Genomic DNA, 25,841 nt, shown 5'->3' on the forward strand with positions numbered 1-25,841 from the left:
GGCCCCGGTGAGCAACCGCTCGCCGGGGCCCGGACGTTTTCGTATGCCGTGCCCGGGCCCGGCGTACGCCGTCGGTCCGGCCCGGCATCGGGGAGGGTGCGCCCCGGCGACACGCCGTCGACGGCGGACGCCATATGCTGGCCGGTATGACGAGCGAGCCGGAGCAGCAGATCGGAGTCGGGACACAGGACGCCTTCCAGCGCCTGTGGACGCCCCACCGGATGGCGTACATCCAGGGGGAGAACAAGCCGAGCGGCCCGGGGGCCGACGACGGCTGCCCGTTCTGCGCGATCCCCGCCAAGTCCGACGAGGACGGCCTGGTCATCGCCCGCGGCGCACATGTCTACGCGGTGCTGAACCTCTACCCGTACAACGGCGGGCATCTGATGGTGGTGCCGTTCCGGCACGTCGCGGACTACACCGAGCTGGACGCCGCGGAGACCGCGGAGCTGGCGGAGCTGACCAAGCACGCGATGACCGCGCTGCGCACCGCGTCCGGGGCGCACGGCTTCAACATCGGCATGAACCAGGGCGCGGTGGCCGGCGCGGGCATCGCCGCCCACCTCCACCAGCACGTCGTCCCGCGCTGGGGCGGCGACACCAACTTCATGCCGGTGGTCGGCCACACCAAGGTCCTGCCGCAGCTCCTCGCCGACACCCGGCGGATGCTCGCCGACGCCTGGCCCGCCTAGGGCGTGTCCGCAAGTCCCGCCTGGCTCGCGACGCCCGGCACGCACCCTAGCGACACCGCCGCCCCGGGGACCGCACGCCTCCCCGGGGCGCACCGCTCCTCCGAAGAGCCGAACAAAACACCTCCTTCCGGTCCGTCCCGCTCTGTAATGGAGTGGTGACTCCACCGCACCGCCGTTCCGTGCTCCGCGCTGCCGCCGCGGTGGCCGCCGGGGCCGCCGCGACTGCCTGCTCCCGGGCCGGCGCGGACCCCGCGGCCACCCGCGCCACCGCCCCGGCCACCCCGCGCCCGGCCTCGCCCCGCCCGGCGCACGCCGCCCGGCCGCCCACCCGCGCGCCGGGCCTGCCCGCGCAGATCGCGCACGGCCCCCGGCGGGGCGACGCGGTCGCCCTCACCTTCCACGGCCAGGGCGACCCGAAGACCGCGACCGCGCTGCTGAGCGAGGCCGAGCGGGCCGGCGCCCGCCTCACCGTGCTGGCCGTCGGCGTCTGGCTCGACGAACAGCCCGCGATGGCCCGCCGCATCCTCGACGGCGGCCACGAACTGGGCAACCACACCCTCCACCACCGCACCATCTGCGCGATGCCCGAGGACGAGGCGTACGCCGAGATCACCGGCTGCGCCGACCGGCTGCGGACCCTCACCGGCACCATCGGCAGCTGGTTCCGCCCCTCGCGGACGCAGTACGCCACCGACCAGGTGGTCCGGCTGGCCCGCCGGGCCGGCTACCCGCACGTCCTCTCGTACGACCTCGACTCCCTCGACGCCGACGACCCCGGCGCGTCCGCCGTTCAGCGCACGGTGCTGGACGGCGTCCGGCCCGGCTCGGTCGTCAGCCTCCACCTCGGGCACCCCGGCACCGTCGCCGCGCTGCCCCCGATCCTCGACGGCCTGCACCGGCGCGGTCTGCGCGCGGTGACGACTACGGAGCTGGTGACCTGATGGCTGACCGGACCTCTGCCCTCCGCCGCACTCCGGGGAAGGCCGCCCTGTTGGCAGCCGCGTGCGCGCTGCTCGCCGCCGGCTGCGGGAAGGGCGACACGGCCGCCCGCGCCGGGCACTCCCCGCGCCCCGCGAGCCCGTCCCCGGCGGCGGCCGCCCGCTCCGGACTGCCCGGTATGCCGCCGCTCCTCGACCCGCACGACATCTACGCCGCCGACCGGCCCGGCAAGCTCGTCCCGCAGGTCAAGGACTATCCCTCGATGGTGTACGTCCCCAACACCATCTCCAACACCGTCAGCGTCATCGACCCGCGGACGTACAAGGTCGTACGGACCATGCCGGTGGGCGTGCAGCCGCAGCACGTCGTGCCGTCCTGGGACCTGAAGACGCTCTGGGTCAACAACGACCGCGGCAACAGCCTCACGCCGCTCGACCCGCGCACCGGCAAGACCGGGAAGACCGTCTCGGTGCACGACCCGTACAACCTCTACTTCACGCCCGACGGCAAGTACGCGATCGTCATGGCGTCGATGGACAAGCAGCTGGTCTTCCGCGATCCGCACACCATGGAGGTCCGCAAGACCGTGCCGGTGACCTGCGCCGGGGTCAACCACGCGGACTTCTCCGCCGACGGCCGGTACTTCATCGTCTCCTGCGAGTTCTCCGGCGAACTGCTCAAGGTCGACACCGCGAAGATGGCGGTGACCGGCCAGCAGAAGCTGCCGCAGCACGGCGCGATGCCGCAGGACGTCAAGCTCTCCCCGGACGGGAAGACCTGGTACATCGCCGATATGACGTCCGACGGGGTGTGGGTCCTCGACGGCGACCACTTCACCCGGCCCAAGCTGCTGCGCACCGGCAAGGGCGCCCACGGCCTCTACGTCAGCCGTGACTCGAAGCAGATGTACATCTCCAACCGCGGCGAGGGCACCGTCTCGCTGCTGGACTTCGCCACCGGCCGCCTCTCCGGAAAATGGCACATCCGCGGCGGCGGCAGCCCCGACATGGGCGGTGTCTCCGCCGACGGCAAGGTCCTGTGGCTCTCCGGCCGCTACAACTCGGAGGTCTACGCCCTCGACACCCGTACGGGGAAGACCCTGGCGAAGATCCCGGTCGGCAACGGCCCGCACGGCCTCGCGGTCTACCCGCAGCCCGGCCGCTACTCCCTCGGCCACACCGGCATCTTCCGCTGACCGCACACACCCCGCACAACGGACGACTCCCGTACGGGGCGGGCCCGTACGGGAGTCGGAAGCGGGGGAGCGGACGGCCGCCGCGGGTCAGGCGCTGTACTCGTCGGCCTTCCTCGGCTCGACGCCCTGGACCAGACCGCTGAGCACCATCGAGCGGTTCTCGAAGCGCTCGGTGTCCACGCCGTTCTCCTTGAGCACGGCCACCGCCGCGGTGTGGACCGCGCGCAGCACCGGCGTCGCCGCCCGCAGCGCGTCATCGGCCATGAAGCGGTGCCGCCAGGGCTTGTCCGCCCAGACGTGCCGCAGCCCGAACGGCTCGGGCAGCCCCAGCTTGCCGCCGAGGAAGTCCAGCACCGGCGGGAACCACGTCAGCGGGGCGCGGGCGGCGAGCCGGACGACCTCGGAGGCGTCGATCAGCGGCAGCGTCTGCTTCCGCGTCTCCCAGAACTTGACGACCTTCGCGACCTCTTTGGTCTTGGGCGACGGCTTGCCGGTGAACAGGGAGTTGACCGGGCCGAGGGCGTGACCGGTGACCTCGATGCGCAGCGTCTCGTGCAGCACCGTGACCGTGATCAGCAGCGTCAGCACCAACTGGCCGTCCCACAGCACGAACTGCACGCCCAGGTAGTGGCGGTTGCCGCTGCCGAACTGCTGCTCGTTGCAGATCCGCTCGACCTCGTGGCCACGGATCTGGAAGGCGTCGGTGTCGGTGCCGTCCGGACGGCTGACCTCCTTGGCCTTCTCCCCGACCGGTACGACGATCCAGTGGTTGACCTGCGGCGCCTGCCGGAACCCGCCGGTGTGCAGCGGGCTGCGCTCCAGCATCCGCAGCTTGTCGTGGATCGCCCGGACGACGTCCCAGCTGCGGAACGGATGGAACTCCGTGCCCTCCTTCGCCGGCTTCAGCTCCTCGGCCAGATGCCAGCTGCCCCAGCGCGTGCCCATGCCGAGGATGCCGCGCGGACCGGCGTAGAAGACGACGTTGCTGCGCTGCTCCGCGGAGAGTTTGGCGAGATTGTGCCGCAGCGTCTCGGCCGCGATCTCGCCGGGATCGCCCGGCACCGCCTCGGGGATCTTCGCGCCGACCCCGCCGCCGTCCAGCAGCCCCTGCCACGCCTCGCGCAGCTGCACCGCCGTCCGCTCACAGATCTGCTTGGCGAACCACCAGCCGATGATCGGGACGACGACCGCGGCCCGTGCGTACAGCGGCCAGAAACCCGTCGTCGGCAGCTTGATCAGGAGGACCACCCCGGCCACCGCGAGCACGGCGAGCAGCGCCGAGCCGCCGAGGGACGTCTTGCCGTCCTTGGCGAGGTACTTCTTCAGCTGGAAGCCGCCCAGCCACAGCAGTACGCCGGGCAGGAACACCAGCCCGCACAGCACCATGAGGACCGTCAGCTTGGCGTCCCGCTGCTTGCGGATACGGGTGGCCGCCAGACAGTGCTCGACGATGACCTGCGGCTCGATGCCGAAGGACTGGATGAGCGCCTTGCGGCCGCCGCCGAGCATCCGCGTCTGGATCGCCCGCGAGAACGCCTCGCCGAGATTCGGCTCGAAGAGCGAGATCTTGGGCTTCTTGACGTCGGAGGCACCGGAGTCCGAATCCGCCTTGGAGATATCGGCCAACGGACTGTCCCGATACGCGGCGGAGGCCAACGCCTGGGTCGCCGCGGTCTGTCCCGCGCCCCCCAGGAGCGGCACCTGCGCCCCGGGACTGAAGTCGAAGCCGTCTGCTGCCACTGCCCGCCCCCAACGCCGCACCATCACTGCCGCGGCTCTTTACCCGTCCACCGCTCCTGGCACACCTGCCGAGCCCGTCCGGTCAGCGTACAGGCGGCGCCGGGCCCAAGGGAGTTGACCGGACGGGCCGCCGGTCAATCGTTGACTATGCGCCGTTTTCCGGGCCCCGCCGCACCGCCTCGGCCAGCTGCTGCGGCATCGGTTCATGGCGCAGATAGGTCCGGGTGAAGCGGCCCGTGCCGTGGGTGAGCGAGCGCAGATCGACGGCGTAGCGGGCGATCTCCGCCTCCGGCACCTCGGCCCGCACCCAGGTGCGGTCGCCGGCCTCCTCCTGCTCGGTGCCGACCACCCGGCCGCGCCGTCCGGACAGATCGCTCATCACCGCACCGACGAACTCGTCCGGAATCGACACCGCGACCTCCGCGACCGGTTCGAGCAGGTCGATCCGGACCTGCCCGGCCGCATCCCGCAGCGCCAGCGCCCCGGCCGCCTGGAACGCCGCGTCCGACGAGTCCACCGAGTGCGCCTTGCCGTCCCGCAGCGTGACCCGGACGTCGACGAGCGGATACCCGGCCGCCACGCCCTGCGCCGCCTGGGCGCGTACCCCTTTCTCCACCGACGCGATGAACTGCCGCGGCACCGCGCCGCCCACCACCGTGTCCACGAACTCGACGCCGGAGCCCGCGGGCAGCGGCGCCACATCGATCTCGCAGATCGCGAACTGCCCGTGCCCGCCGGACTGTTTGACCTGCCGCCCCCGCCCGGACGCCGCACCGCCGAACGTCTCCCGCAGCGGTACGCGGTACGCCACGGTGTCGACCCGGACGCCGTACCGCGTCCGCAGCCGCTCCAGCGCGACCTCCGCATGCGCCTCGCCCAGACACCACAACACCACCTGGCCGGTGTGCGGATGCTGCTCCAGACGCATCGTCGGATCCTCCGCGACCAGCCGCGCCAGCCCGTGCGAGAGCTTGTCCTCGTCCGCCTTGCCGTGCGCCTCGATCGCGACCGGCAGTTGCGGGTCGGGCATCGTCCACGGCGCCATCAGCAGCGGCTGCCCGCACGACGACAGCGTGTCGCCGGTCTCCGCGTGGCCGAGCTTCGCCACGTACGCCAACTCCCCGGCCACCGCCTGCGCCAGCGGCCGCTGCTGCTTCCCGGACGGCACGGACAGCGCGCCCACCCGCTCCTGCACGTCGTGGTCGGCGTGGCCGCGGTCCGCCAGACCGTGCCCCGAGACGTGCACCGTCTCGTCCGGCCGCAGCGTGCCGGAGAACACCCGCACCAGCGACAGCCGCCCGACGTACGGGTCGGAGGTGGTCTTGACGACCTCCGCCGCCAGCGGACCGGCCGGATCGCAGGCCAGGGGCGGCCGCGGCGCGCCGGCGGGCGTCGTGACCTCCGGCGCGGTCCGCTCGCCCGGCGCCGGGAAACCCCGTACGAGGAGGTCCAGCAGCTCCACGGTGCCCAGGCCCTGGCGGGCGGCGCCGGTGGGCGGGGCGGCGGCGAGCACCGGGTGGAAGGTGCCGCGGGCGACCGCCGTCTCCAGGTCGGCGACGAGCGAGGCGACGTCCAGCTCCTCGCCGCCCACGTAGCGGTCCATCAGCGTCTCGTCCTCGCTCTCCGCGATGATCCCCTCGATCAGCCGGCCGCGCGCCTCTTCCAGCAGCCCCGGCTCCGCGCCGGCCGGTTCCCGCTCGGTGCGTTCGCCCGACGCGTATTCCGCGACCTGCCGCGTCAACAGCCCGAGCAGGCCCGTCACCGGCGCGTGGCCGTCCGCGCCCGCCGGGCCGTACAGCGGCAGGTACAGGGGCAGCACGGCGTCCGGGTCGCCGTCGCCCAGGGCCTCGCCGCAGCCGCGCAGGACGGTGGTGACATCGGCGCGGGCGGCGTCGAGATGGGTGAGGACCAGCGCCCGCGGCATGCCGACCGCCGCGCACTCGTCCCACACCGTGCGGGTCGCCCCGGCCACCTCCTCCGCGGCGGAGACCACGAAGAGGGCCGCGTCCGCCGCCCGCAGCCCGGCCCGCAGCTCCCCGACGAAATCGGCGTAGCCGGGGGTGTCCAGCAGGTTGATCCGGCAGCCGCGCCACTCCACGGGCACCAGCGACAGCTGCACCGAGCGCTGCCGCCGCTGCTCGATCGGGTCCTGGTCGGAGAGGGTGTCGCCGTCCTCGACCCGCCCGGCGCGGCCGGTGGCCCCGGCGGCCAGGGCCAGCGCCTCCACGAGGGTGGTCTTGCCCGCGCCGCTGTGGCCGACCAGGACCACGTTGCGGACGGCGGCGGGGCCGTCGGCCGCCCCCGCATCCGGCTTCTCGTTCATACCCTCGCCTCCAGGTCGTCACCTTTGCGGTGATTCGAGCTTTCCACCGTGGTGGGGGCCCGTCCACAGGGGGCGGCGGGGGAGTGGCGGCCCGCGCGGGCCGCCGGCCGTCCCCGGGCGGCGCGGTGGGTGCACGGCGCCCGGGGAGCGCCTGGCTACGATGGGCCAGCCGGTGGCCCCTTGACCGCACGGCCCGTATCAACCTCCGGGAAGGCCATGCTGAACAAGTACGCGCGTGCGTTCTTCACGCGTGTTCTCACGCCGTTCGCCGCCCTGCTCATCCGCCTCGGCATCAGCCCGGACGCGGTCACCCTCGTCGGCACGGGGGGCGTGGTCGCCGGCGCGCTGGCCTTCTACCCCCGCGGTGAATTCTTCTGGGGCACCGTCGTCATCACCCTCTTCGTCTTCTCGGACCTGGTCGACGGCAACATGGCGCGGCAGCTGGGACGCTCCAGCCGCTGGGGCGCCTTCCTGGACTCCACCCTCGACCGGGTCGCCGACTCCGCGATCTTCGGCGGGCTCGCCCTCTGGTACGCCGGGGGCGGCGACAGCATGATGCTCTGCGCCATCGCGATCTTCTGCCTCGCCAGCGGCCAGGTCGTCTCGTACACCAAGGCGCGCGGTGAGGCCATCGGGCTGCCGGTGAACGTCAACGGTCTGGTCGAACGCGCCGAGCGGCTGGTCATCTCGCTCGTCGCCTGCGGCCTGTCCGGGCTGCACGCCTTCGGGGTGCCCGGCGTCCAGGTCCTGCTGCCGATCGCGCTGTGGATCGTCGCCGTCGGCAGCGCCGTCACCCTCGCCCAGCGCGTGGTGACGGTCCGCCGGGAGTCCGCCGAGGCGGACGCCGTCACGCGCGGAGGGAACGGCGGATGAGCCGCATCGACACCGACAAGCTCACCGACGCCCTCTACGGGCTGGGCTGGAGCACCGTCAAGAAGCTGCCCGAGGGCGCGGCGGTACGCCTCGGCCGCACCATCGCCGACGCCGCCTGGCGCCGCCGTGGCAAGGGCGTGCTGCGCCTGGAGGCCAACCTCGCCCGCGTCGTCCCGGACGCCACCGAGCAGCGGCTGACCGAGCTGTCCCGCGCCGGGATGCGTTCGTACATGCGCTACTGGATGGAGTCCTTCCGGCTGCCGTCCTGGAGCCGCGAGCGGATAACGGCGGGCTTCGCCGCGCAGGACGTCGACCGTCTCAAGGACGCCCTGGCGGACGACCGCGGGGTGGTCCTCGCCCTGCCGCACATGGGCAACTACGACCTGGCGGGCGTCTGGGTGACCACCGCGCTCGGCGTCCCCTTCACCACCGTCGCCGAACGCCTCAAGCCGGAGTCGCTCTACGACCGCTTCGTCGCCTACCGCGAGGGCCTGGGCATGGAGGTGCTGCCGCACACCGGCGGCGCCGCCTTCGGCATCCTCGCCCGGCGGCTGCGCGCCGGCGGTCTGGTCTGCCTCGTCGCCGACCGCGACCTCTCCAGCTCCGGCGTCGAGGTCGACTTCTTCGGACACGCCGCGAAGATGCCCGCAGGCCCCGCGATGCTCGCCGCCCGCACCGGCGCGATCCTGCTGCCGGTCACCCTCTGGTACGACCGCACGCCGGTCATGCGCGGCCGGATCCACCCCGAGATCGAGGTCCCGGCGGAGGGCACCGACGCGGAGAAGACCGCCGTCATGACCCAGGCGCTCGCCGACGCCTTCGCCTCCGGCATCGCCGACCACCCCGAGGACTGGCACATGCTGCAACGCCTCTGGCTCGACGACCTGGAGCCGCGCGACGCGGCCCGCGGAACGGAGAAGCCGTGAGAATCGGCATCGTCTGCCCCTACGCCTGGGACGTCCCCGGCGGCGTCCAGTTCCACATCCGCGACCTCGCCGAACACCTCCTCTCCCGCGGCCACCACGTCTCCGTCCTGGCCCCCGCCGACGAGGGGACGCCGCTGCCGCCGTACGTCGTCTCCGCGGGCCGCGCGGTGCCGGTGCCCTACAACGGCTCCGTCGCCCGGCTGAACTTCGGCTTCCTCTCCGCCGCGCGGGTGCGCCGCTGGCTCCAGAACGGCGCCTTCGACGTCATCCACATCCACGAACCGGCCTCGCCCTCCCTCGGCCTGCTCTCCTGCTGGGCGGCGCGCGGCCCGATCGTCGCGACGTTCCACACCTCCAACCCGCGCTCGCGCGCGATGATCGCCGCGTACCCGATCCTCCAGCCCGCGCTGGAGAAGATCAGCGCGCGCATCGCGGTCAGCGAGTACGCCCGCCGCACCCTCGTCGAACACCTCGGCGGCGACGCGGTGGTCATCCCCAACGGCGTGGACGTCGACTTCTTCGCCCGCGCCGAACCCAAGGCGGCCTGGCAGTCCGGGCCCGCGGGGGACGAGAGCGACGGGCGGTCCGGTGCCACCATCGGCTTCATCGGCCGGATCGACGAGCCCCGCAAGGGCCTGCCGGTCCTGATGCGCGCCCTGCCCGCGATCCTCGCCGAGGTCCCCGACGCCCGGCTGCTGGTCGCCGGGCGCGGTGACGAGGAGGAGGCGGTCGCCGCGCTGCCGCCCGAACTCCGCTCGCACGTCGAATTCCTCGGCATGGTCAGCGACGAGGACAAGGCCCGCCTGCTGCGCAGCGTCGACCTGTACGTCGCCCCGAACACCGGCGGCGAGTCCTTCGGCATCATCCTCGTCGAGGCGCTGTCGGCCGGTGCGCCGGTCCTCGCCAGCGACCTCGACGCGTTCGCCCAGGTCCTCGACCAGGGCGAGGCCGGGGAGCTGTTCGCCAACGAGGACGCCGACGCCCTCGCCGCCGCCGCCGTCCGCCTGCTGCGCGACCCCGCGCGCCGGGCCGAACTGCGCAACCGCGGCTCCCGGCACGTACGCCGCTTCGACTGGTCCACGGTCGGCGCCGACATCCTCGCGGTGTACGAGACGGTCACCGAGGGCGCGGAGGGCGGCCGGGCCGTCGCCGCCGACGAGCCCGCCACCCAGGACTGACCGGTTCGCCACGGCCGGTGCTCCCGGCGGCGGCCCGCGCCCCCGGGGGCCCGCCGCCCGGGCCGGTAGGGTGACGCCGCGTGACCACCTTCATCTGGATCGCGGCCGTCGCCGTCCTCATCGGCATCTACCTGAGCTGGACCGCGGGCCGCCTCGACCGGCTGCACGCCCGGATCGACGCGGCGCGCGCCGCCCTCGACGCGCAACTGCTGCGGCGCGCCTCGGTGGCCCAGGAGATCGGCACCTCCGGCGTCCTCGACCCCGCCGCCTCGATCGTCCTCTACCAGGCGGCACACGCCGCCCGGCAGGCGCCGGAGGACGGCCGGGAGGTTGCCGAGAGCGAGCTGACCCAGGCGCTCCGCGCCACCCTCGGTGAGCGCGAGCAGGTGGACGCGGTCCGCGCGGCGCCCGCCGGGGAACAGACCCTCGCGGAGCTGACCGCCGCCGTCCGCCGCGTCCCCATGGCCCGCCGCTTCCACAACGACGCCGTCCGGGCCGCCCGCGCGGTCCGCCGCCACCGGCTCGTGCGGTACTTCCGCCTCGCCGGCCACGCGCCGTTCCCGCTCGCCTTCGAGATGGACGACGAGCCGCCGGCCGTCCTCGGGGACCCGCACACGGCCGCCTGACCTGCGGTGGTCGCCGGGGCCGTACGAGCCACCGGCCACCAATTGGCCCTTTTCGCGGGCCCCTCACCAACGGTTGTGTGGGTGAAGCAGCGCAACCACCCCCATCGAGTGAGGTCAACCGTGTCCAGCACGCCCACCACGCCCCAGACCCCCGAGACCGGAACCGCCCGGGTCAAGCGCGGCATGGCCGAGCAGCTCAAGGGCGGCGTGATCATGGATGTCGTCACGCCCGAAGAGGCCAAGATCGCCGAGGACGCCGGCGCCGTCGCCGTCATGGCCCTGGAGCGCGTGCCCGCCGACATCCGCAAGGACGGCGGCGTCGCCCGGATGTCCGACCCGGACATGATCGACGGCATCATCGACGCCGTCTCCATCCCCGTCATGGCCAAGTCCCGCATCGGCCACTTCGTCGAGGCCCAGGTCCTGCAGTCGCTCGGCGTCGACTACATCGACGAGTCCGAGGTCCTCACCCCGGCCGACGAGGTCAACCACTCCGACAAGTGGGCCTTCACCACCCCCTTCGTCTGCGGCGCCACCAACCTCGGCGAGGCCCTGCGCCGGATCGCCGAGGGCGCGGCCATGATCCGCTCCAAGGGCGAGGCCGGCACCGGCAACGTCGTCGAGGCGGTCCGCCACCTCCGCCAGATCAAGGGCGAGATCGCCAAGCTGCGCGGCTGCGACAACAACGAGCTGTACGCCGCCGCCAAGGAGCTGCGCGCCCCGTTCGAGCTGGTCAAGGAGGTCGCCGAGCTGGGCAAGCTGCCCGTCGTCCTCTTCTCCGCCGGTGGCGTCGCCACCCCCGCCGACGCCGCGCTGATGCGCCAGCTCGGCGCCGAGGGCGTCTTCGTCGGCTCCGGCATCTTCAAGTCCGGCGACCCGGCCAAGCGCGCCGCCGCCATCGTGAAGGCCACCACCTTCTACGACGACCCGAAGGTCGTCGCGGACGTCTCCCGCAACCTGGGCGAGGCCATGGTCGGCATCAACTGCGACACCCTCCCCGAGGCCGAGCGGTACGCCAACCGCGGCTGGTGAACACGGACATGACCACCCCCACCATCGGAGTCCTGGCCCTCCAGGGCGACGTCCGCGAGCACCTGGTGGCGCTCGCCGCGGCGGACGCCCTGGCCCGGCCGGTGCGCCGCCCCGAGGAGTTGGCCGACCTCGACGGCCTCGTCATCCCGGGCGGCGAGTCCACCACGATGTCCAAGCTCGCCGTCGTCTTCGGGATGCTGGAGCCGCTGCGCGACTTCGTCCGCTCCGGCCGCCCGGTCTACGGCACCTGCGCCGGCATGATCATGGTCGCCGACAAACTCCTGGACGCCCGCGCGGACCAGGAGACGCTCGGCGGCGTCGACATGATCGTCCGCCGCAACGCCTTCGGACGGCAGAACGAGTCCTTCGAGGCGGCCGTCGACATGACGGGCATCCCCGGCGGGCCCGTCCACGGCGTCTTCATCCGCGCGCCCTGGGTCGAGTCCACCGGCGCCGCCGCCGAGGTCCTCGCGAGGTACGACGGGCACACGGTGGCCGTCCGGCAAGGTAACGTCCTCGCCACGTCGTTCCACCCCGAGCTGACCGGCGACCACCGTGTGCACGCCTTTTTCGTGGACATGGTGCGTACGGCGGTCTGACGCGCTCCCGGTAGGATCGACGCGTTGGTTTCTCAATGGGTTACGCGAAGGAGACAGGCGGATGTCCGGCCACTCTAAATGGGCTACGACGAAGCACAAGAAGGCCGTGATCGATGCCAAGCGCGGCAAGCTCTTCGCGAAGCTGATCAAGAACATCGAGGTCGCGGCCCGGACCGGCGGCGCCGACCCGGAGGGCAACCCGACCCTCTTCGACGCCATCCAGAAGGCGAAGAAGCAGTCGGTTCCCAACAAGAACATCGACTCCGCGCTCAAGCGCGGCGCCGGTCTCGAAGCCGGTGGCGCCGACTACGAGACGATCATGTACGAGGGTTACGGCCCCAACGGCGTCGCGGTGCTCATCGAGTGCCTCACCGACAACCGCAACCGTGCCGCCTCCGACGTCCGCGTCGCGATGACCCGCAACGGCGGTTCGATGGCCGACCCGGGCTCGGTGTCGTACCTCTTCAACCGCAAGGGTGTCGTGATCGTCCCCAAGGGCGAGCTGTCCGAGGACGACGTCCTGGGCGCGGTCCTGGACGCGGGCGCCGAGGAGGTCAACGACCTCGGTGACACCTTCGAGGTGCTCAGCGAGGCCACCGACCTGGTCGCGGTCCGCACCGCGCTCCAGGAAGCCGGTATCGACTACGACTCGGCCGAGGCCAACTTCGTCCCGACCATGCAGGTCGAGCTGGAGGAAGAGGGCGCGCGCAAGATCTTCAAGCTGATCGACGCGCTGGAGGACAGCGACGACGTGCAGAACGTCTTCGCCAACTTCGACGTCTCCGACGAGACGATGGCCAAGATCGACGCCTGACGGGGCGTTCCTCCCGTACGACCGACAGCGGCCCGCCGGTGCGAACCGGCGGGCCGCTGCGGCTGACCGGCACCGGGCGGGCCCGCGAACGGCGGCGCCGCGGCCCTGACCCGACGCGTTGTCAGTGGCAGCCGATAGCCTGCACGAACAGGCCGGCGCTCCCGCGTGTGGCCTGCCGGCCGACCGAGGAGAAGCCATCGTGCGCGTACTGGGCGTGGACCCCGGGCTCACCCGCTGCGGCGTCGGCGTCGTGGACGGCGCCGTCGGCCGCCCGCTGACGATGGCGGGCGTCGGCGTGATCCGCACCCCCGCCGACGCCGACATCGCCGACCGCCTCGTCCTCGTCGAGCGCGGCATCGAGCAGTGGCTGGACGAACACCGCCCCCAATACGTCGCCGTGGAGCGGGTGTTCAGCCAGCACAACGTCCGTACGGTCATGGGCACCGCCCAGGCCAGCGCGGTCGCCATGCTCTGCGCCGCCCGCCGCGGGCTCCCGGTCGCCCTGCACACCCCCAGCGAGGTCAAGGCCGCGGTCACCGGCTCCGGCCGGGCCGGGAAGGAACAGGTCGGCGCGATGGTGACCCGGCTGCTGCGGCTCGACGCCCCGCCCAAACCGGCCGACGCCGCCGACGCGCTGGCGCTGGCGATATGCCACATCTGGCGCGCCCCCGCGGCCGGCCGCCTCCAGCAGGCGCACGCCGCGGCCCGCCGCACCGCACCCTCCGCCCGTACCCCCGGCGTCCGCCGGGCCGCTCCCCAGAAGGGCATCCGATGATCGCCTTCGTCTCCGGGCCGGTCGCGGCCCTCGGACCGGACACCGCCGTCGTCGAGGTCGGCGGCGTCGGCATGGCCGTCCAGTGCACCCCGGACACCCTCTCCGGCCTGCGCATCGGCAAGCCCGCCCGGCTCGCCACCTCCCTCGTCGTCCGCGAGGACTCCCTGACCCTCTACGGCTTCGCCGACGACGACGAGCGGGCCACCTTCGAGCTGCTGCAGACCGCCAGCGGCGTCGGCCCGCGCCTGGCGCAGGCGATGCTCGCCGTGCACTCTCCCGACGCGCTGCGCCGCGCGGTCGCCACCGCCGACGAGAAGGCGCTCACCGCCGTCCCCGGCATCGGCAAGAAGGGCGCCCAGAAGCTGCTGCTGGAGCTGAAGGACCGCCTCGGCGCACCGCTCGGCACCGGCGGCGCGCCCGCCCCGGTCACCACGGGCTGGAGCGATCAGCTGCACGCCGCGCTGATCGGCCTCGGCTACGCCACCCGCGAGGCCGACGAGGCGGTCGCCGCCGTCACCCCGCAGGCCGACGCCGCCGTCGCCGAGGGCGGCACCCCGCAGATCCCGCAGCTCCTCAAGGCGGCGCTGCAGACCCTCAACCGCACCCGCTGAGACGCCCGGCCCGGCCCCCGCCGGACCGTGCCCGCATCCCCACACCCCGGCGGCCCCGCCGCCCCGACCCCGCGAGGCAATCCGCAGTGAACTGGGACGACACCGCACCGTCCGCCGCAACCGACCCGGCCCCGGCCGCCGACCGGCTGGTCGGCGCCGCCGCCGACGGCGAGGACACCGCGGTCGAGGCCGCGCTGCGCCCCAAGGACCTCGGGGAGTTCGTCGGCCAGGAGCGGGTGCGCGAACAGCTCGACCTGGTGCTGCGCGCCGCCCGCGCCCGCGGCGCCACCGCCGACCACGTCCTGCTCTCCGGCGCCCCCGGCCTCGGCAAGACCACCCTCTCGATGATCATCGCCGCCGAGATGGGCGCCCCGATCCGCATCACCTCGGGCCCCGCCATCCAGCACGCCGGCGACCTCGCGGCGATCCTCTCCTCCCTCCAGGAGGGCGAGGTCCTCTTCCTCGACGAGATCCACCGGATGTCGCGCCCCGCCGAGGAGATGCTCTACATGGCGATGGAGGACTTCCGCGTCGACGTCGTCGTCGGCAAGGGCCCCGGCGCCACCGCCATCCCCCTCGAACTCCCGCCGTTCACCCTGGTCGGCGCCACCACCCGGGCCGGTCTGCTGCCGCCCCCGCTCCGCGACCGCTTCGGATTCACCGGCCACATGGAGTTCTACGCCCCGCCGGAGCTGGAGCGCGTCATCCACCGCTCCGCCGGGCTGCTCGACGTCGAGATCGACGCCGAGGGCGCCGCCGAGATCGCCGGCCGCTCCCGCGGCACGCCCCGTATCGCCAACCGCCTGCTGCGCCGCGTCCGCGACTACGCCCAGGTCAAGGCGGACGGCGTGATCACCCGCGCCACCGCCTCGCGCGCCCTGGACGTCTACGAGGTCGACGCCCGCGGCCTGGACCGCCTCGACCGCGGTGTCCTCACCGCCCTGCTGAAGCTCTTCGGCGGCGGCCCCGTCGGCCTGTCCACCCTCGCGGTCGCCGTGGGGGAGGAGCGTGAGACCGTCGAGGAGGTCGCCGAGCCGTTCCTGGTCCGCGAGGGTCTGCTGGCCCGCACTCCCCGTGGCCGGATCGCGACGCCCGCGGCCTGGTCCCACCTCGGCCTGGTCCCGCCCCAGCAGCAACCGGGCGCATCGGGACAGCAGGGCCTGTTCGGGGCGTGACGGCGCGGAGACTCGCCCGGTCAGGAACTGCGGTGCGATGCTGGGCGTTGTTCCACTGGTGCGGACTGACTTAGACTCCGCCGATGCCGTCCCGGTAGGGGCCGGCATTCCCACCCCCGCTATATGAGACCGCGGCTCAGCGGTCGTGCGAAGGATTTCTGTCCCGTGAGTACCGTGACTCTCCTCCCCTTCATCGTCCTCATCGGGGCCATGTTCCTGATGACCCGGTCCGCCAAGAAGAAGCAGCAGGCGGCCGAGCAGATGCGCAACGAGATGCAGCCGGGCACCGGTGTCCGGACGATCGGGGGCATGTACGCGACCGTCAAGGAGATCCACGACGAGACGGTCCTCCTCGAGGTGGCCCCCGGCGTGCACGCCGTGTACGCGAAGAACGCCGTCGGCGCGGTCCTCGCGGACGAGGAGTACAACCGGATCATCGACGGCGCCGACCCGGTCGTGCCCGACGACATCTCCTCGCTGACCGGTGATGACAGCGCCACCGGTTCGGGTGAGAAGTCCGACAAGATCGACCTCGGCAAGGGTGACGCCGCGGCCTCCGACAAGCCCGAGGCCGACGAGAAGCCCGCCGACGAGGCCCCGGCCGCCACCGAGGGCAAGGACGCGTCCGCCGAGGAGAAGAAGTCCGGCGACGCCGACGCGAAGTAGCCCCGTTACACGGAACCGCGATGCGCCCCGCTGCGGGCGCCGCGGTTCCGTGACCGTCTAGGCTCCGGCGGGGGCACGTCCCCACAACACTTCGTGGCCGCTCGGCAGCACTCCCGGCCGAGCGGTTGGACAGGGAGAAACGAGAAGGTGGCAGCACCGAAGAAGGGCCGCAGGGCGCCGGCCGGCCAGGGCAAGCCGGGGCGCACCCTGGTCCTCATCCTGATCGCCATGGTGGCGCTCGTCGGAGGCATGTTCTACTCCGGCACGATGACGCCCCGGCTGGGCATCGACCTGGCGGGCGGCACCAGCTTCACGCTCCAGGCCCAGAACCAGCCGGGCAAGCCCAACGCGATCAACGAGACCAACATGAAGACCGCCGCCGACATCATGGAGCGGCGCGTCAACGGTCTGGGCGTGACCGAGTCCGAGGTCCAGACCCAGGGCACCAACCACATCATCGTGAACATCCCCAAGGGGACGGACGCGAAGCAGTCCCGCCAGCAGGTCGGCACCACCGCCCAGCTCGGCTTCCGCCCGGTGCTCACCACCACCGCGGGCGGCAAGACCCCCGAGCAGCCGTCCGGTACCCCCTCGGCGGGCGGCAAGCAGGGTGGCAAGGACACCGGCGGCAAGGACGCGAAGCCCGGTGACAAGGCCGCGGACGGCAAGGCGGGCGACGACCCGAAGCCCACCGCGAGCGCCACCACCCAGGGCCGCGCCGCCACGGACGCCCTGAAGAAGGACCCCACGCCCGGCGGGTCCGCCACGCAGAAGCCCCAGACGCCCGCGACGCCGCCCGTCCCGGGCGGGGCCGGCATCCCCGCGGCGCTCCAGAAGCAGCTCGCCGCGCTGGACTGCTCCAGCAAGCAGAGCCGTGCGCTCGCCGGTGAGAAGGCCGCCGGTGCCAAGCCGAGCGACCCGGTCGTGGCCTGCAAGGACGACGGCTCGCAGAAGTACGTGCTCGGCCCGGTCGGCGTCGAGGGCACCGACGTCAAGAGCGCCAAGGCGGTCTTCGACGGTCAGACCGGCCAGGGCTGGATCGTCCAGATGGACTTCACCTCCAACGGCGGCAAGAAGTTCGCGGACATCACCGGCCAGCTGGCCACCAAGGCCCAGCCGCAGAACCAGTTCGCGATCGTCCTGGACGGTGCGGTCGTCTCCGACCCGCGCGTCAGCCAGCGGCTCAACGGCGGCAGCGCCACCATCTCCGGCGGCTTCACCCAGCAGACCGCCGAGGACCTCGGCAACATGCTGTCCTACGGCGCCCTGCCGCTCTCCTTCAAGATCGCCGACGAGACGACGGTCACCGCGGCGCTCGGCGGTGAGCAGCTGCACGCCGGTCTGATCGCCGGTGCGATCGGCCTCGCCCTCGTCATCATCTACCTCGTCGCCTACTACCGCGGCCTGGCGCTGGTCGCCCTGGCCAGCCTCGGCGTCTCGGCGGTCCTGACGTACACGATCATGACGCTGCTCGGCCCCACCATCGGGTTCGCGCTGAACCTTCCGGCGGTCTGCGGCGCCATCGTCGCCATCGGTATCACCGCCGACTCGTTCATCGTCTACTTCGAGCGCATCCGGGACGAGATCCGCGAGGGCCGTTCGCTGCGACCGGCCGTCGAGCGCGGCTGGCCGCGTGCCCGCCGGACGATCCTGGTCTCCGACTTCGTGTCGTTCCTGGCCGCCGCGGTGCTCTTCATCGTCACCGTCGGCAAGGTCCAGGGCTTCGCGTTCACCCTCGGTCTGACCACGCTCCTCGACGTCGTCGTGGTGTTCTTCTTCACCAAGCCGCTGATGACGCTGCTGGCCCGCCGCAAGTTCTTCGCCGACGGCCATCCCTGGTCCGGTCTCGACCCGCGGCGCCTGGGCGCCAGGCCGCCGCTGCGCCGCCGTCGCACCGCCGCCCCCACCCAGACGAAGGAGGCGTGAGATGTCCAAGCTCGGCAACCTCGGCGCCCGGCTCTACCGCGGTGAGGTCGGCTACGACTTCATCGGCAAGCGGAAGATCTGGTACGGCATCTCGATCCTCATCACCATCACGGCCCTCGTCGGCCTGGCGGTGCGCGGTCTGAACATGGGCATCGAGTTCTCCGGCGGCGCGGTCCTCACGACGCCGAAGACCTCCGTCTCCTCCTCCGAGGCGCAGCACATGGCCGAGTCCGCCTCCGGCGGCCACCAGGCCATGGTGCAGAAGCTCGGCGGCGGCGCCCTGCGCATCCAGATCAGCGAGCTGGACACCAAGCAGGCCGTCCCGGTCCAGGAGAAGCTGGCCGAGGACCTGAAGGTCCCGGTCAAGGAGATCAACACCCAGCTCGTCGGCCCGAGCTGGGGCGAGGAGATCGCCAACAAGGCGTGGCTGGGCCTGGGGATCTTCATGGTCCTCGTGGTCATCTACCTCGCCATCGCCTTCGAGTGGCGGATGGCACTCGCCGCCCTGATCGCGCTGATCCACGACCTGACGATCACCGTCGGCGTCTACGCGCTGGTCGGCTTCGAGGTCACCCCGGGCACCGTGATCGGTCTGCTCACCATCCTCGGATACTCCCTCTACGACACGGTCGTCGTCTTCGACAGCCTCAAGGAAGCGTCCAAGGACATCACCAAGCAGACCCGCTTCACCTACAGCGAGGTCGCCAACCGCTCGATCAACGGCACACTGGTCCGCTCGATCAACACCACCGTCGTCGCGCTGCTGCCGGTCGCCGGTCTGCTCTTCGTCGGCGGCGGTGTGCTGGGCGCCGGGATGCTCAACGACATCTCCCTCGCCCTCTTCGTCGGCCTCGCCGCCGGTGCGTACTCCTCGATCTTCATCGCGACCCCGCTGGTCGCCGACCTGAAGAGCAGCGAGCCGCAGATGAAGGCGCTGGCCAAGCGGGTCAAGGCCAAGCGCGCCTCCGCCGCCAAGGAGGCGGAGCGGGCGCAGCAGGACGGCGACCCCGAGCCGGCCGGTGACGACCCGGCCGCGGCCGGTCTCGTCGGCCCCCGCTCGCAGCCCGCCGCCCGTAACCGAGGCCGCGGCCGTACGTCGGGCAAGCGCCGATGACCGCCCCCGCGGCCCTGCGCGAGCTGCTGCTCAGCCGGATCACCGATGTGCCGGACTACCCGCAGCCGGGTGTGGTGTTCAAGGACATCACCCCGCTGCTGGCGGACCCCGACGCGTTCGGGGCGCTCACCGACGCCCTGGCCGAGCTGTGCGTACGCCACCGCGCGGACAAGATCGCCGGTCTGGAGGCGCGCGGCTTCATACTGGCCGCCCCCGCCGCCGTCCGCGCCGGCGTCGGCTTCGTCCCGGTCCGCAAGGCCGGCAAGCTGCCCGGCACCACCCTGGGCCAGACGTACGACCTGGAGTACGGCCGGGCCGAGATCGAGATCCACGCCGATGCGCTGGAGCCCGGCGACCGGGTCCTGGTCATCGACGACGTACTCGCCACCGGCGGCACCGCCGACGCCTCGCTCCAGCTGGTGCGGCGCGCGGGCGCCGAGGTCGCGGGCCTGGCGGTCCTGATGGAGCTGGGCTTCCTGGAAGGCCGCAAGCGGCTGGAGTCCACGCTGAAGGGCGCTCCGCTGGAGGCCCTGGTCACGGTCTGAGCCGGTCCGGCACCACCACGGCGCCGGGGCCGTCCGGGAGCACCTCCCCGGGCGCCCCGGCGCCGTTGCCGTGTCCCCTGTGGTGACCGTGGTCACCGTCGCAGGAGAGGACAGGCGGCCGGGCCGATACGATGGCATCCCGGCCCGGTCGTGGCGCGATCGTGGCCTTGTGGTCCGGAACCACTTGAGGAGTGCTCTTGCCAGACGAGGCCCAGCCGCTCTCCCCCCGGCCGCGTCCGGCGGGGTCCCCCGACACGTCGGGGAACGAGCCGAAGCCGCGGGCCGCAGGCCCCGCGGGTGCGCAGCCCGAACACCGGGACGCCACCCGCGACGGAGCCGCGCCCGGGCCCGGTACGTCCCCCGCCGGTGGCGGAGCACGGCCGGACGCCCCCGAGCAGCAGCCGTCCACCGGGCCCGCCGCCCGGCCGCAAGCCCCCGAACCGGCCACGCCGCGGCCCCCGGCCGTCCGGCCCACGCCGACCTCGGTCGCCAAACCGGCGCCGCCCGCGGCCGCCGGGCGCTCCGGCTCCTCCAGCCGTGTCCGCGCCCGCCTCGCCCGCCTCGGCGTGCAGCGCTCCAGCCCGTACAACCCGGTCCTGGAGCCGCTGCTGCGCGTGGTGCGGAGCAACGACCCCAAGATCGAGGCGGCCACGCTCCGGCAGATCGAGCGGGCCTACCAGGTCGCCGAGCGCTGGCACCGCGGCCAGAAGCGCAAGAGCGGCGATCCGTACATCACCCACCCGCTCGCGGTGACCACGATCCTCGCCGAGCTGGGCATGGATCCGGCCACCCTCATGGCCGGGCTGCTGCACGACACCGTCGAGGACACCGAGTACGGCCTCGACACCCTGCGCCGCGACTTCGGCGACCAGGTCGCGCTGCTCGTCGACGGCGTCACCAAGCTCGACCGCGTGAAATTCGGCGAGGCGGCGCAGGCCGAGACCGTCCGCAAGATGGTCGTGGCGATGGCCAAGGACCCGCGCGTCCTCGTCATCAAGCTCGCCGACCGCCTGCACAACATGCGCACCATGCGCTACCTCAAGCGGGAGAAGCAGGAGAAGAAGGCCCGCGAGACGCTGGAGATCTACGCCCCGCTGGCGCACCGGCTGGGCATGAACACCATCAAGTGGGAGCTGGAGGACCTCGCCTTCGCGATCCTCTACCCCAAGATGTACGACGAGATCGTCCGCCTCGTCGCCGAGCGGGCCCCCAAGCGCGACGAGTACCTGGCCATAGTGACCGACGAGGTCCAGGCCGATCTGCGCGCCGCCCGCATCAAGGCCACCGTCACCGGCCGCCCCAAGCACTACTACAGCGTCTACCAGAAGATGATCGTCCGCGGCCGGGACTTCGCGGAGATCTACGACCTGGTGGGCATCCGCGTCCTCGTGGACACCGTCCGCGACTGCTACGCGGCGCTCGGCACCGTCCACGCGCGATGGAATCCGGTCCCCGGCCGGTTCAAGGACTACATCGCGATGCCGAAGTTCAACATGTACCAGTCGCTGCACACGACGGTCATCGGCCCCGCGGGCAAGCCCGTCGAGCTGCAGATCCGCACCTTCGACATGCACCGCCGCGCCGAGTACGGCATCGCCGCGCACTGGAAGTACAAGCAGGAGGCCGTCGCGGGCGCCTCCAAGGTCCGCACCGACGTGCCCAAGGGCGCGGGCGGCAAGGGCGACACCGTCAACGACATGGCCTGGCTGCGGCAGCTGCTCGACTGGCAGAAGGAGACCGAGGACCCGGGCGAGTTCCTGGAGTCGCTCCGTTTCGACCTCTCCCGCAACGAGGTCTTCGTCTTCACCCCGAAGGGCGACGTCATAGCGCTGCCCGCCGGTGCCACCCCCGTCGACTTCGCGTACGCCGTCCACACCGAGGTCGGCCACCGCACGATAGGGGCCCGCGTCAACGGGCGGCTCGTACCGCTCGAATCGACGCTGGACAACGGCGATCTGGTGGAGGTCTTCACCTCCAAGGCGACCGGCGCCGGTCCGTCGCGGGACTGGCTGGGCTTCGTCAAGTCCCCGCGCGCCCGCAACAAGATCCGCGCGTGGTTCTCCAAGGAGCGCCGCGACGAGGCGATCGAGCAGGGCAAGGACTCCATCGCCCGCGCCATGCGCAAGCAGAACCTCCCGATCCAGCGCATCCTGACCGGCGACTCGCTGGTCACCCTCGCGCACGAGATGCGCTACCCGGACATCTCCTCGCTCTACGCGGCGATCGGCGAGGGCCATGTCGCCGCCCAGAGCGTCGTCCAGAAGCTGGTGCAGGCGCTCGGCGGGCAGGACGAGGCGACCGAGGACATCGCCGAGTCCACCCCGATCCGGCGCTCCAAGCGGCGCTCCAGCGCGGATCCCGGTGTGGTGGTCAAGGGCGTCGACGACGTCTGGGTGAAGCTGGCGCGCTGCTGCACGCCGGTGCCGGGCGACCCGATCATCGGGTTCGTCACGCGCGGCAGTGGCGTATCGGTTCACCGCGCCGACTGCGTCAACGTCGACTCCCTCTCCCGGCAGCCGGAGCGGATCCTGGAGGTCGAGTGGGCGCCCACCCAGTCCTCCGTCTTCCTCGTCGCGATCCAGGTGGAGGCGCTGGACCGCTCCCGGCTGCTGTCGGACGTCACCCGCGTCCTGTCCGACCAGCACGTCAACATCCTCTCCGCGGCCGTCCAGACCTCCCGCGACCGCGTCGCCACCTCCCGCTTCACCTTCGAGATGGGCGACCCCAAGCATCTGGGCCACGTCCTGAAGGCGGTCCGCGGTGTGGAGGGCGTCTACGACGTGTACCGCGTGACCTCCGCACGACGGCCCTGAGCCGGACGCCGACACAGAAGAACCCCCGCCCGGTCCCGAAGGTCCGAGCGGGGGTTCTTGCCTCACCTGGCCGGGGCTCAGCCGCCGAACTCCTCCAGGCCCTTCAGTGCCTGGTCGAGCAGTGCCTTGCGGCCCGCCAGCTCCCGGCCGAGCTTGTCGGCCTTGGCGGTGTTACCGGCCGCGCGCGCGGTCTCGATCTGCTTCTCCAGCTTGTCGACCGCGTCCTGCAGCTGACCCGTCAGGCCCGCGGCCCGGGCCCGCGCCTCCGGGTTCGTCCGCCGCCACTCGGCCTCCTCGGCGTCCTGGATGGCGCGCTCGACGGCGTGCATCCGGCCCTCGATCTTCGGGCGGGCGTCCCGTGGGACGTGCCCGATGGCCTCCCATCGCTCGTTGACCGAACGGAACGCGGCCCGCGCCGCCTTGAGGTCGGTGACCGGCAGCAGCTTCTCCGCCTCGGCGGCCAGCTCCTCCTTGCGGGTCAGGTTCTCCCGCTGCTCGGCGTCGCGCTCGGCGAACACCTCACTGCGCGCCTGGAAGAAGACGTCCTGCGCACCGCGGAAGCGGTTCCACAGGTCGTCCTCGTGCTCGCGCTGGGCGCGGCCCGCGGCCTTCCAGTCCGTCATCAGCTCGCGGTACCGGGCGGCGGTCGCCCCCCAGTCCGTCGAGTTCGACAGCGCCTGCGCCTCGGCGACCAGCTTCTCCTTGACCTTGCGGGCCTCCTCGCGCTGCGCGTCCAGCGACGCGAAGTGCGCCTTGCGCCGCTTGGAGAACGCCGAGCGGGCGTGCGAGAAGCGGTGCCACAGCTCGTCGTCGGCCTTGCGGTCCAGCCGCGGCAGGCCCTTCCAGGTGTCGACCAGCGCGCGCAGCCGCTCACCCGCCGCCCGCCACTGCTCGCTGGCGGCCAGCTCCTCGGCCTCGGCGACCAGCTTCTCCTTGGCCTGGCGGGCCTCGTCGCTCTGCTTCGCCTTCTGCGCCTTGCGCTCCTCGCGCCGCGCGTCGACGGTGGCGACCAGCGCGTCGAGCCGCTTCCTCAGCGCTTCCAGGTCACCCACCGCGTGGTGCTCGTCGACCTGCCGGCGCAGATGGTCGATCGCGGCCGTCGCGTCCTTCGCCGACAGGTCGGTGGTCTTGACCCGGCGTTCCAGGAGGCCGATCTCGACGACCAGGCCCTCGTACTTGCGCTCGAAGTAGGCGAGAGCCTCCTCGGGGGTTCCCGCCTGCCACGATCCGACGACCTGCTCGCCATCGGCGGTACGCACGTACACGGTCCCCGTCTCATCGACGCGGCCCCATGGGTCGCTGCTCACAGCGCCTCCTCCACATGACACCGACGAGGGCGTGCGGCCCCCCGGCGTCGTCCACAGTTTCTGTCCGCCGGGGCTGCGCCCCGGCCGGTCCGACGGGCTGTCTTGCGGGAGAGGGGCCGGCCGTCGGAGCAGGCACCCTCCACATACGCCAATCTAGGCGACCCGGCGGTCGGCTGTCCGCATCCAGCACGACCGAATTCCACCGGCCCGCGGTCTTCCTAGGAGGCGGTGACCGTCGCGCGGTTGATGACGACGGTGGCGTTCGGCGCGGTGTCGCCGGTCTGGGGATCGGGCGAAGAACCGGCGTCGGTGATCTTCTTCAGCACGTCGGTGCCGCCGGTGATCTTGCCGAACGGCGTGTAGTTGGGCGGCAGTTTGCTGTCCTGGTAGACGAGGAAGAACTGACTGCCGCCGGTGTTGCGGGTCTTGTCGTCCTTGCCGTTGTAGCGGTTGGCCATCGCGACCGTGCCCGCCGGGTAGACGTCGTCCTTGATCCGCGGGTCCTTCAGATTCTCGTCCGGGATCGTGTAGCCGGGGGTGCCGCGGCCGGTGCCCGACGGGTCGCCGCACTGCAGGACGTAGATGCCGGAGTCCACGAGTCGGTGGCAGCGGCTGTGGTCGAAGTAGCCCTGCTTCGCGAGGAAGGCGAAGGAGTTCACCGTGTGCGGCGCCTTCGCGGCGTCCAGCTGCAGATCGATCTCACCGCAGGTGGTCCGCAGCTTCGCGGTGTACTTCGCGGAGGTGTCCACGGACATCTCCGGCTCCTTCTTCCACGTCTTCTTCGACGCCGCGCCCTTCTCCGGACGCGCGCACGGGTCGGCCGGCTTCGTGGGAGCGGCGGCGGCCGCCGCGTCGTCCTGATCGCCGGCGGCCAGCCCGGCGGTGGCGTACGCGGCACCGCCCGCGGCGAGGACCACGGCGAGCACACCCGCGATGATGACGTTGCGGCGTTTGGCCTTGTGCCGGGCCTCGGCACGCCGCTGCTGCTGGCGCGCGTACTTCTCCCTGGCGAGCTGCCGCCGTCGCTGATCGCTGCTGACCACCGGTCGTCTCCTGTCCTGCACTGCGTGCCGCGCTCGGTCGCTCGGGTGACGAGCTGGGGCGAAGGTCTCGGCACCCCAGGTCGTGGGCCGTGGCCGTACCGTATACGGGTTCGCCGCCGCCACAGGTGCGCCGGTAGGCTCTGGAGCTGCCGAGTTGTTCCGGGAGCGGCCGCCTGCGCGAGCCCGACCCCACGACCTTTAAGGACGAACGTGCTGATTGCCGGGTTCCCCGCCGGGGCCTGGGGGACCAACTGCTATCTGGTCGCCCCCGCCGCCGGCGAGGAGTGCGTGATCATCGACCCGGGCCACCGCGCCGCACAGGGCGTCGAGGAGGCGGTCGCCAAGCACCGCCTCAAGCCCGTCGCTGTCGTCCTCACCCACGGCCACATCGACCACGTCGCCTCGGTCGTCCCGGTGTGCGGTGCGCATGACGTACCCGCCTGGATCCACCCCGAGGACCGCTACATGATGAGCGATCCGGAGAAGGCCCTCGGCCGGGCCATCGGTGCCCCGCTCATGGGCGAACTGACGGTGGGGGAGCCGGACGACGTCAAGGAGCTGACGGATGGCAGCACCCTTCAGCTGGCCGGGATGGACTTCTCCGTCGCCCACGCACCGGGCCATACCAAGGGGTCGGTGACCTTCCGGATGCCCGAGCAGGCGGACATCCCGCCGGTCTTCTTCTCGGGCGACCTGCTGTTCGCCGGCTCCATCGGACGCACCGATCTGCCGGGCGGCGACCACGCCGAGATCCTGCGGTCGCTGGCGCGCGTGTGCCTGCCGCTGGAGGACTCGACCGTCGTCCTGTCCGGCCACGGCCCCCAGACCACCATCGGCCGCGAGCGCGCCGGCAACCCCTATCTGCGGGAGCTGGCCGCCGGCCTCGGAGAGGGCACCACCGCCCCTCCGCGACGAGGAATGTGACGAGA

At 72.3% G+C, this 25,841-nt stretch carries 23 protein-coding genes; 19 read left to right on the top strand and 4 right to left on the bottom strand.

Features of this window, described 5'->3' with window-relative positions:
* Positions 1 to 134: 134 nt before the first annotated feature.
* The 3 genes from ACZ4U4_RS12315 to ACZ4U4_RS12325 all read left to right on the top strand — a co-directional run bounded on the left by ACZ4U4_RS12315 (position 135) and on the right by ACZ4U4_RS12325 (position 2,826).
* Complete coding sequence (locus tag ACZ4U4_RS12315) at positions 135 to 692, top strand: HIT family protein (protein WP_467872195.1); 558 nt, start codon at positions 135 to 137, stop codon at positions 690 to 692.
* 155 nt (positions 693 to 847) lie between these two features.
* Positions 848 to 1,633 (top strand): polysaccharide deacetylase family protein, encoded by a 786-nt coding sequence (locus ACZ4U4_RS12320; protein ID WP_467872197.1) that lies wholly within the window; start codon positions 848 to 850, stop codon positions 1,631 to 1,633.
* A complete protein-coding gene (locus ACZ4U4_RS12325) occupies positions 1,633 to 2,826 on the top strand; it encodes a YncE family protein (protein WP_467872199.1) in 1,194 nt (397 codons plus the stop codon). Before ACZ4U4_RS12320 ends, ACZ4U4_RS12325 begins: the two co-directional genes overlap by 1 nt.
* 87 nt (positions 2,827 to 2,913) lie before the next feature.
* On the opposite strand, the gene ACZ4U4_RS12330 is transcribed toward ACZ4U4_RS12325, so the two are convergent.
* Positions 2,914 to 4,590: a hypothetical protein gene (locus ACZ4U4_RS12330; protein WP_467872201.1), complete on the bottom strand. Its 1,677-nt coding sequence runs from the start codon at positions 4,588 to 4,590 to the stop codon at positions 2,914 to 2,916.
* Positions 4,591 to 4,711: 121 nt separating this feature from the next.
* Positions 4,712 to 6,889 carry an elongation factor G-like protein EF-G2 gene (locus tag ACZ4U4_RS12335; protein ID WP_467872203.1) on the bottom strand — a complete coding sequence of 726 codons (2,178 nt, stop codon included), beginning with the start codon at positions 6,887 to 6,889 and terminating at the stop codon, positions 4,712 to 4,714.
* 216 nt (positions 6,890 to 7,105) lie between these two features.
* On the opposite strand from ACZ4U4_RS12335, the gene pgsA reads away from it, so the two are divergent.
* The 15 genes from pgsA (at position 7,106) to ACZ4U4_RS12410 (ending at position 22,562) form a co-directional block, all read left to right on the top strand.
* Positions 7,106 to 7,762: a phosphatidylinositol phosphate synthase gene (pgsA, locus tag ACZ4U4_RS12340; protein ID WP_467872205.1), complete on the top strand. Its 657-nt coding sequence runs from the start codon at positions 7,106 to 7,108 to the stop codon at positions 7,760 to 7,762.
* Entirely contained in the window at positions 7,759 to 8,688 is a 930-nt protein-coding gene (locus tag ACZ4U4_RS12345; protein WP_467872207.1) for a phosphatidylinositol mannoside acyltransferase, read from the top strand. The genes pgsA and ACZ4U4_RS12345 overlap by 4 nt, the downstream gene beginning before the upstream one ends.
* Positions 8,685 to 9,866, top strand: coding sequence for a glycosyltransferase family 4 protein (locus ACZ4U4_RS12350; protein WP_467872209.1), 1,182 nt, complete (start codon positions 8,685 to 8,687; stop codon positions 9,864 to 9,866). The genes ACZ4U4_RS12345 and ACZ4U4_RS12350 overlap by 4 nt, the downstream gene beginning before the upstream one ends.
* Before the next feature lie 80 nt (positions 9,867 to 9,946).
* Positions 9,947 to 10,492 carry a LemA family protein gene (locus tag ACZ4U4_RS12355; RefSeq protein WP_467872212.1) on the top strand — a complete coding sequence of 182 codons (546 nt, stop codon included), beginning with the start codon at positions 9,947 to 9,949 and terminating at the stop codon, positions 10,490 to 10,492.
* A 120-nt stretch (positions 10,493 to 10,612) separates the two neighbouring features.
* Positions 10,613 to 11,524, top strand: coding sequence for a pyridoxal 5'-phosphate synthase lyase subunit PdxS (gene pdxS, locus ACZ4U4_RS12360; RefSeq protein WP_030278507.1), 912 nt, complete (start codon positions 10,613 to 10,615; stop codon positions 11,522 to 11,524).
* 8 nt (positions 11,525 to 11,532) lie between these two features.
* Positions 11,533 to 12,123: a pyridoxal 5'-phosphate synthase glutaminase subunit PdxT gene (gene pdxT / locus ACZ4U4_RS12365; protein ID WP_467872215.1), complete on the top strand. Its 591-nt coding sequence runs from the start codon at positions 11,533 to 11,535 to the stop codon at positions 12,121 to 12,123.
* Positions 12,124 to 12,184: 61 nt separating this feature from the next.
* On the top strand, positions 12,185 to 12,937 hold the full coding sequence (locus tag ACZ4U4_RS12370; RefSeq protein ID WP_467872218.1) for a YebC/PmpR family DNA-binding transcriptional regulator: 753 nt from the start codon (positions 12,185 to 12,187) through the stop codon (positions 12,935 to 12,937).
* 199 nt (positions 12,938 to 13,136) lie between these two features.
* Positions 13,137 to 13,712: a crossover junction endodeoxyribonuclease RuvC gene (gene ruvC, locus ACZ4U4_RS12375; protein WP_467872221.1), complete on the top strand. Its 576-nt coding sequence runs from the start codon at positions 13,137 to 13,139 to the stop codon at positions 13,710 to 13,712.
* Positions 13,709 to 14,323, top strand: a complete 615-nt coding sequence (gene ruvA, locus ACZ4U4_RS12380) for a Holliday junction branch migration protein RuvA (protein ID WP_467872223.1) — start codon at positions 13,709 to 13,711, stop codon at positions 14,321 to 14,323. The genes ruvC and ruvA overlap by 4 nt, the downstream gene beginning before the upstream one ends.
* 86 nt (positions 14,324 to 14,409) lie before the next feature.
* Positions 14,410 to 15,498, top strand: a complete 1,089-nt coding sequence (gene ruvB / locus ACZ4U4_RS12385) for a Holliday junction branch migration DNA helicase RuvB (protein WP_467872226.1) — start codon at positions 14,410 to 14,412, stop codon at positions 15,496 to 15,498.
* 165 nt (positions 15,499 to 15,663) lie between these two features.
* Positions 15,664 to 16,164 carry a preprotein translocase subunit YajC gene (gene yajC, locus ACZ4U4_RS12390; protein ID WP_467872228.1) on the top strand — a complete coding sequence of 167 codons (501 nt, stop codon included), beginning with the start codon at positions 15,664 to 15,666 and terminating at the stop codon, positions 16,162 to 16,164.
* Positions 16,165 to 16,311: 147 nt separating this feature from the next.
* Positions 16,312 to 18,090: a protein translocase subunit SecD gene (gene secD, locus ACZ4U4_RS12395; protein WP_467872230.1), complete on the top strand. Its 1,779-nt coding sequence runs from the start codon at positions 16,312 to 16,314 to the stop codon at positions 18,088 to 18,090.
* A gap of 1 nt (position 18,091) precedes the next feature.
* Positions 18,092 to 19,204, top strand: coding sequence for a protein translocase subunit SecF (gene secF / locus ACZ4U4_RS12400; protein ID WP_467872232.1), 1,113 nt, complete (start codon positions 18,092 to 18,094; stop codon positions 19,202 to 19,204).
* Positions 19,201 to 19,749, top strand: a complete 549-nt coding sequence (locus ACZ4U4_RS12405) for an adenine phosphoribosyltransferase (protein ID WP_467872235.1) — start codon at positions 19,201 to 19,203, stop codon at positions 19,747 to 19,749. The genes secF and ACZ4U4_RS12405 overlap by 4 nt, the downstream gene beginning before the upstream one ends.
* Before the next feature lie 197 nt (positions 19,750 to 19,946).
* On the top strand, positions 19,947 to 22,562 hold the full coding sequence (locus ACZ4U4_RS12410) for a RelA/SpoT family protein (protein ID WP_467872237.1): 2,616 nt from the start codon (positions 19,947 to 19,949) through the stop codon (positions 22,560 to 22,562).
* 77 nt (positions 22,563 to 22,639) lie between these two features.
* On the opposite strand, the gene ACZ4U4_RS12415 is transcribed toward ACZ4U4_RS12410, so the two are convergent.
* Entirely contained in the window at positions 22,640 to 23,869 is a 1,230-nt protein-coding gene (locus ACZ4U4_RS12415; protein ID WP_467872240.1) for a DUF349 domain-containing protein, read from the bottom strand.
* Positions 23,870 to 24,087: 218 nt separating this feature from the next.
* Positions 24,088 to 24,912 (bottom strand): peptidylprolyl isomerase, encoded by an 825-nt coding sequence (locus tag ACZ4U4_RS12420; RefSeq protein ID WP_467872243.1) that lies wholly within the window; start codon positions 24,910 to 24,912, stop codon positions 24,088 to 24,090.
* Between the two features lie 210 nt (positions 24,913 to 25,122).
* On the opposite strand from ACZ4U4_RS12420, the gene ACZ4U4_RS12425 reads away from it, so the two are divergent.
* The gene (locus ACZ4U4_RS12425; RefSeq protein WP_467872246.1) at positions 25,123 to 25,836 is read left to right on the top strand and encodes an MBL fold metallo-hydrolase; all 714 of its coding nucleotides are present in this window, start codon (positions 25,123 to 25,125) and stop codon (positions 25,834 to 25,836) included.
* The last annotated feature ends 5 nt before the right edge of the window (positions 25,837 to 25,841 follow it).

The organism is Streptomyces sp. NPDC029159 (assembly GCF_055564055.1).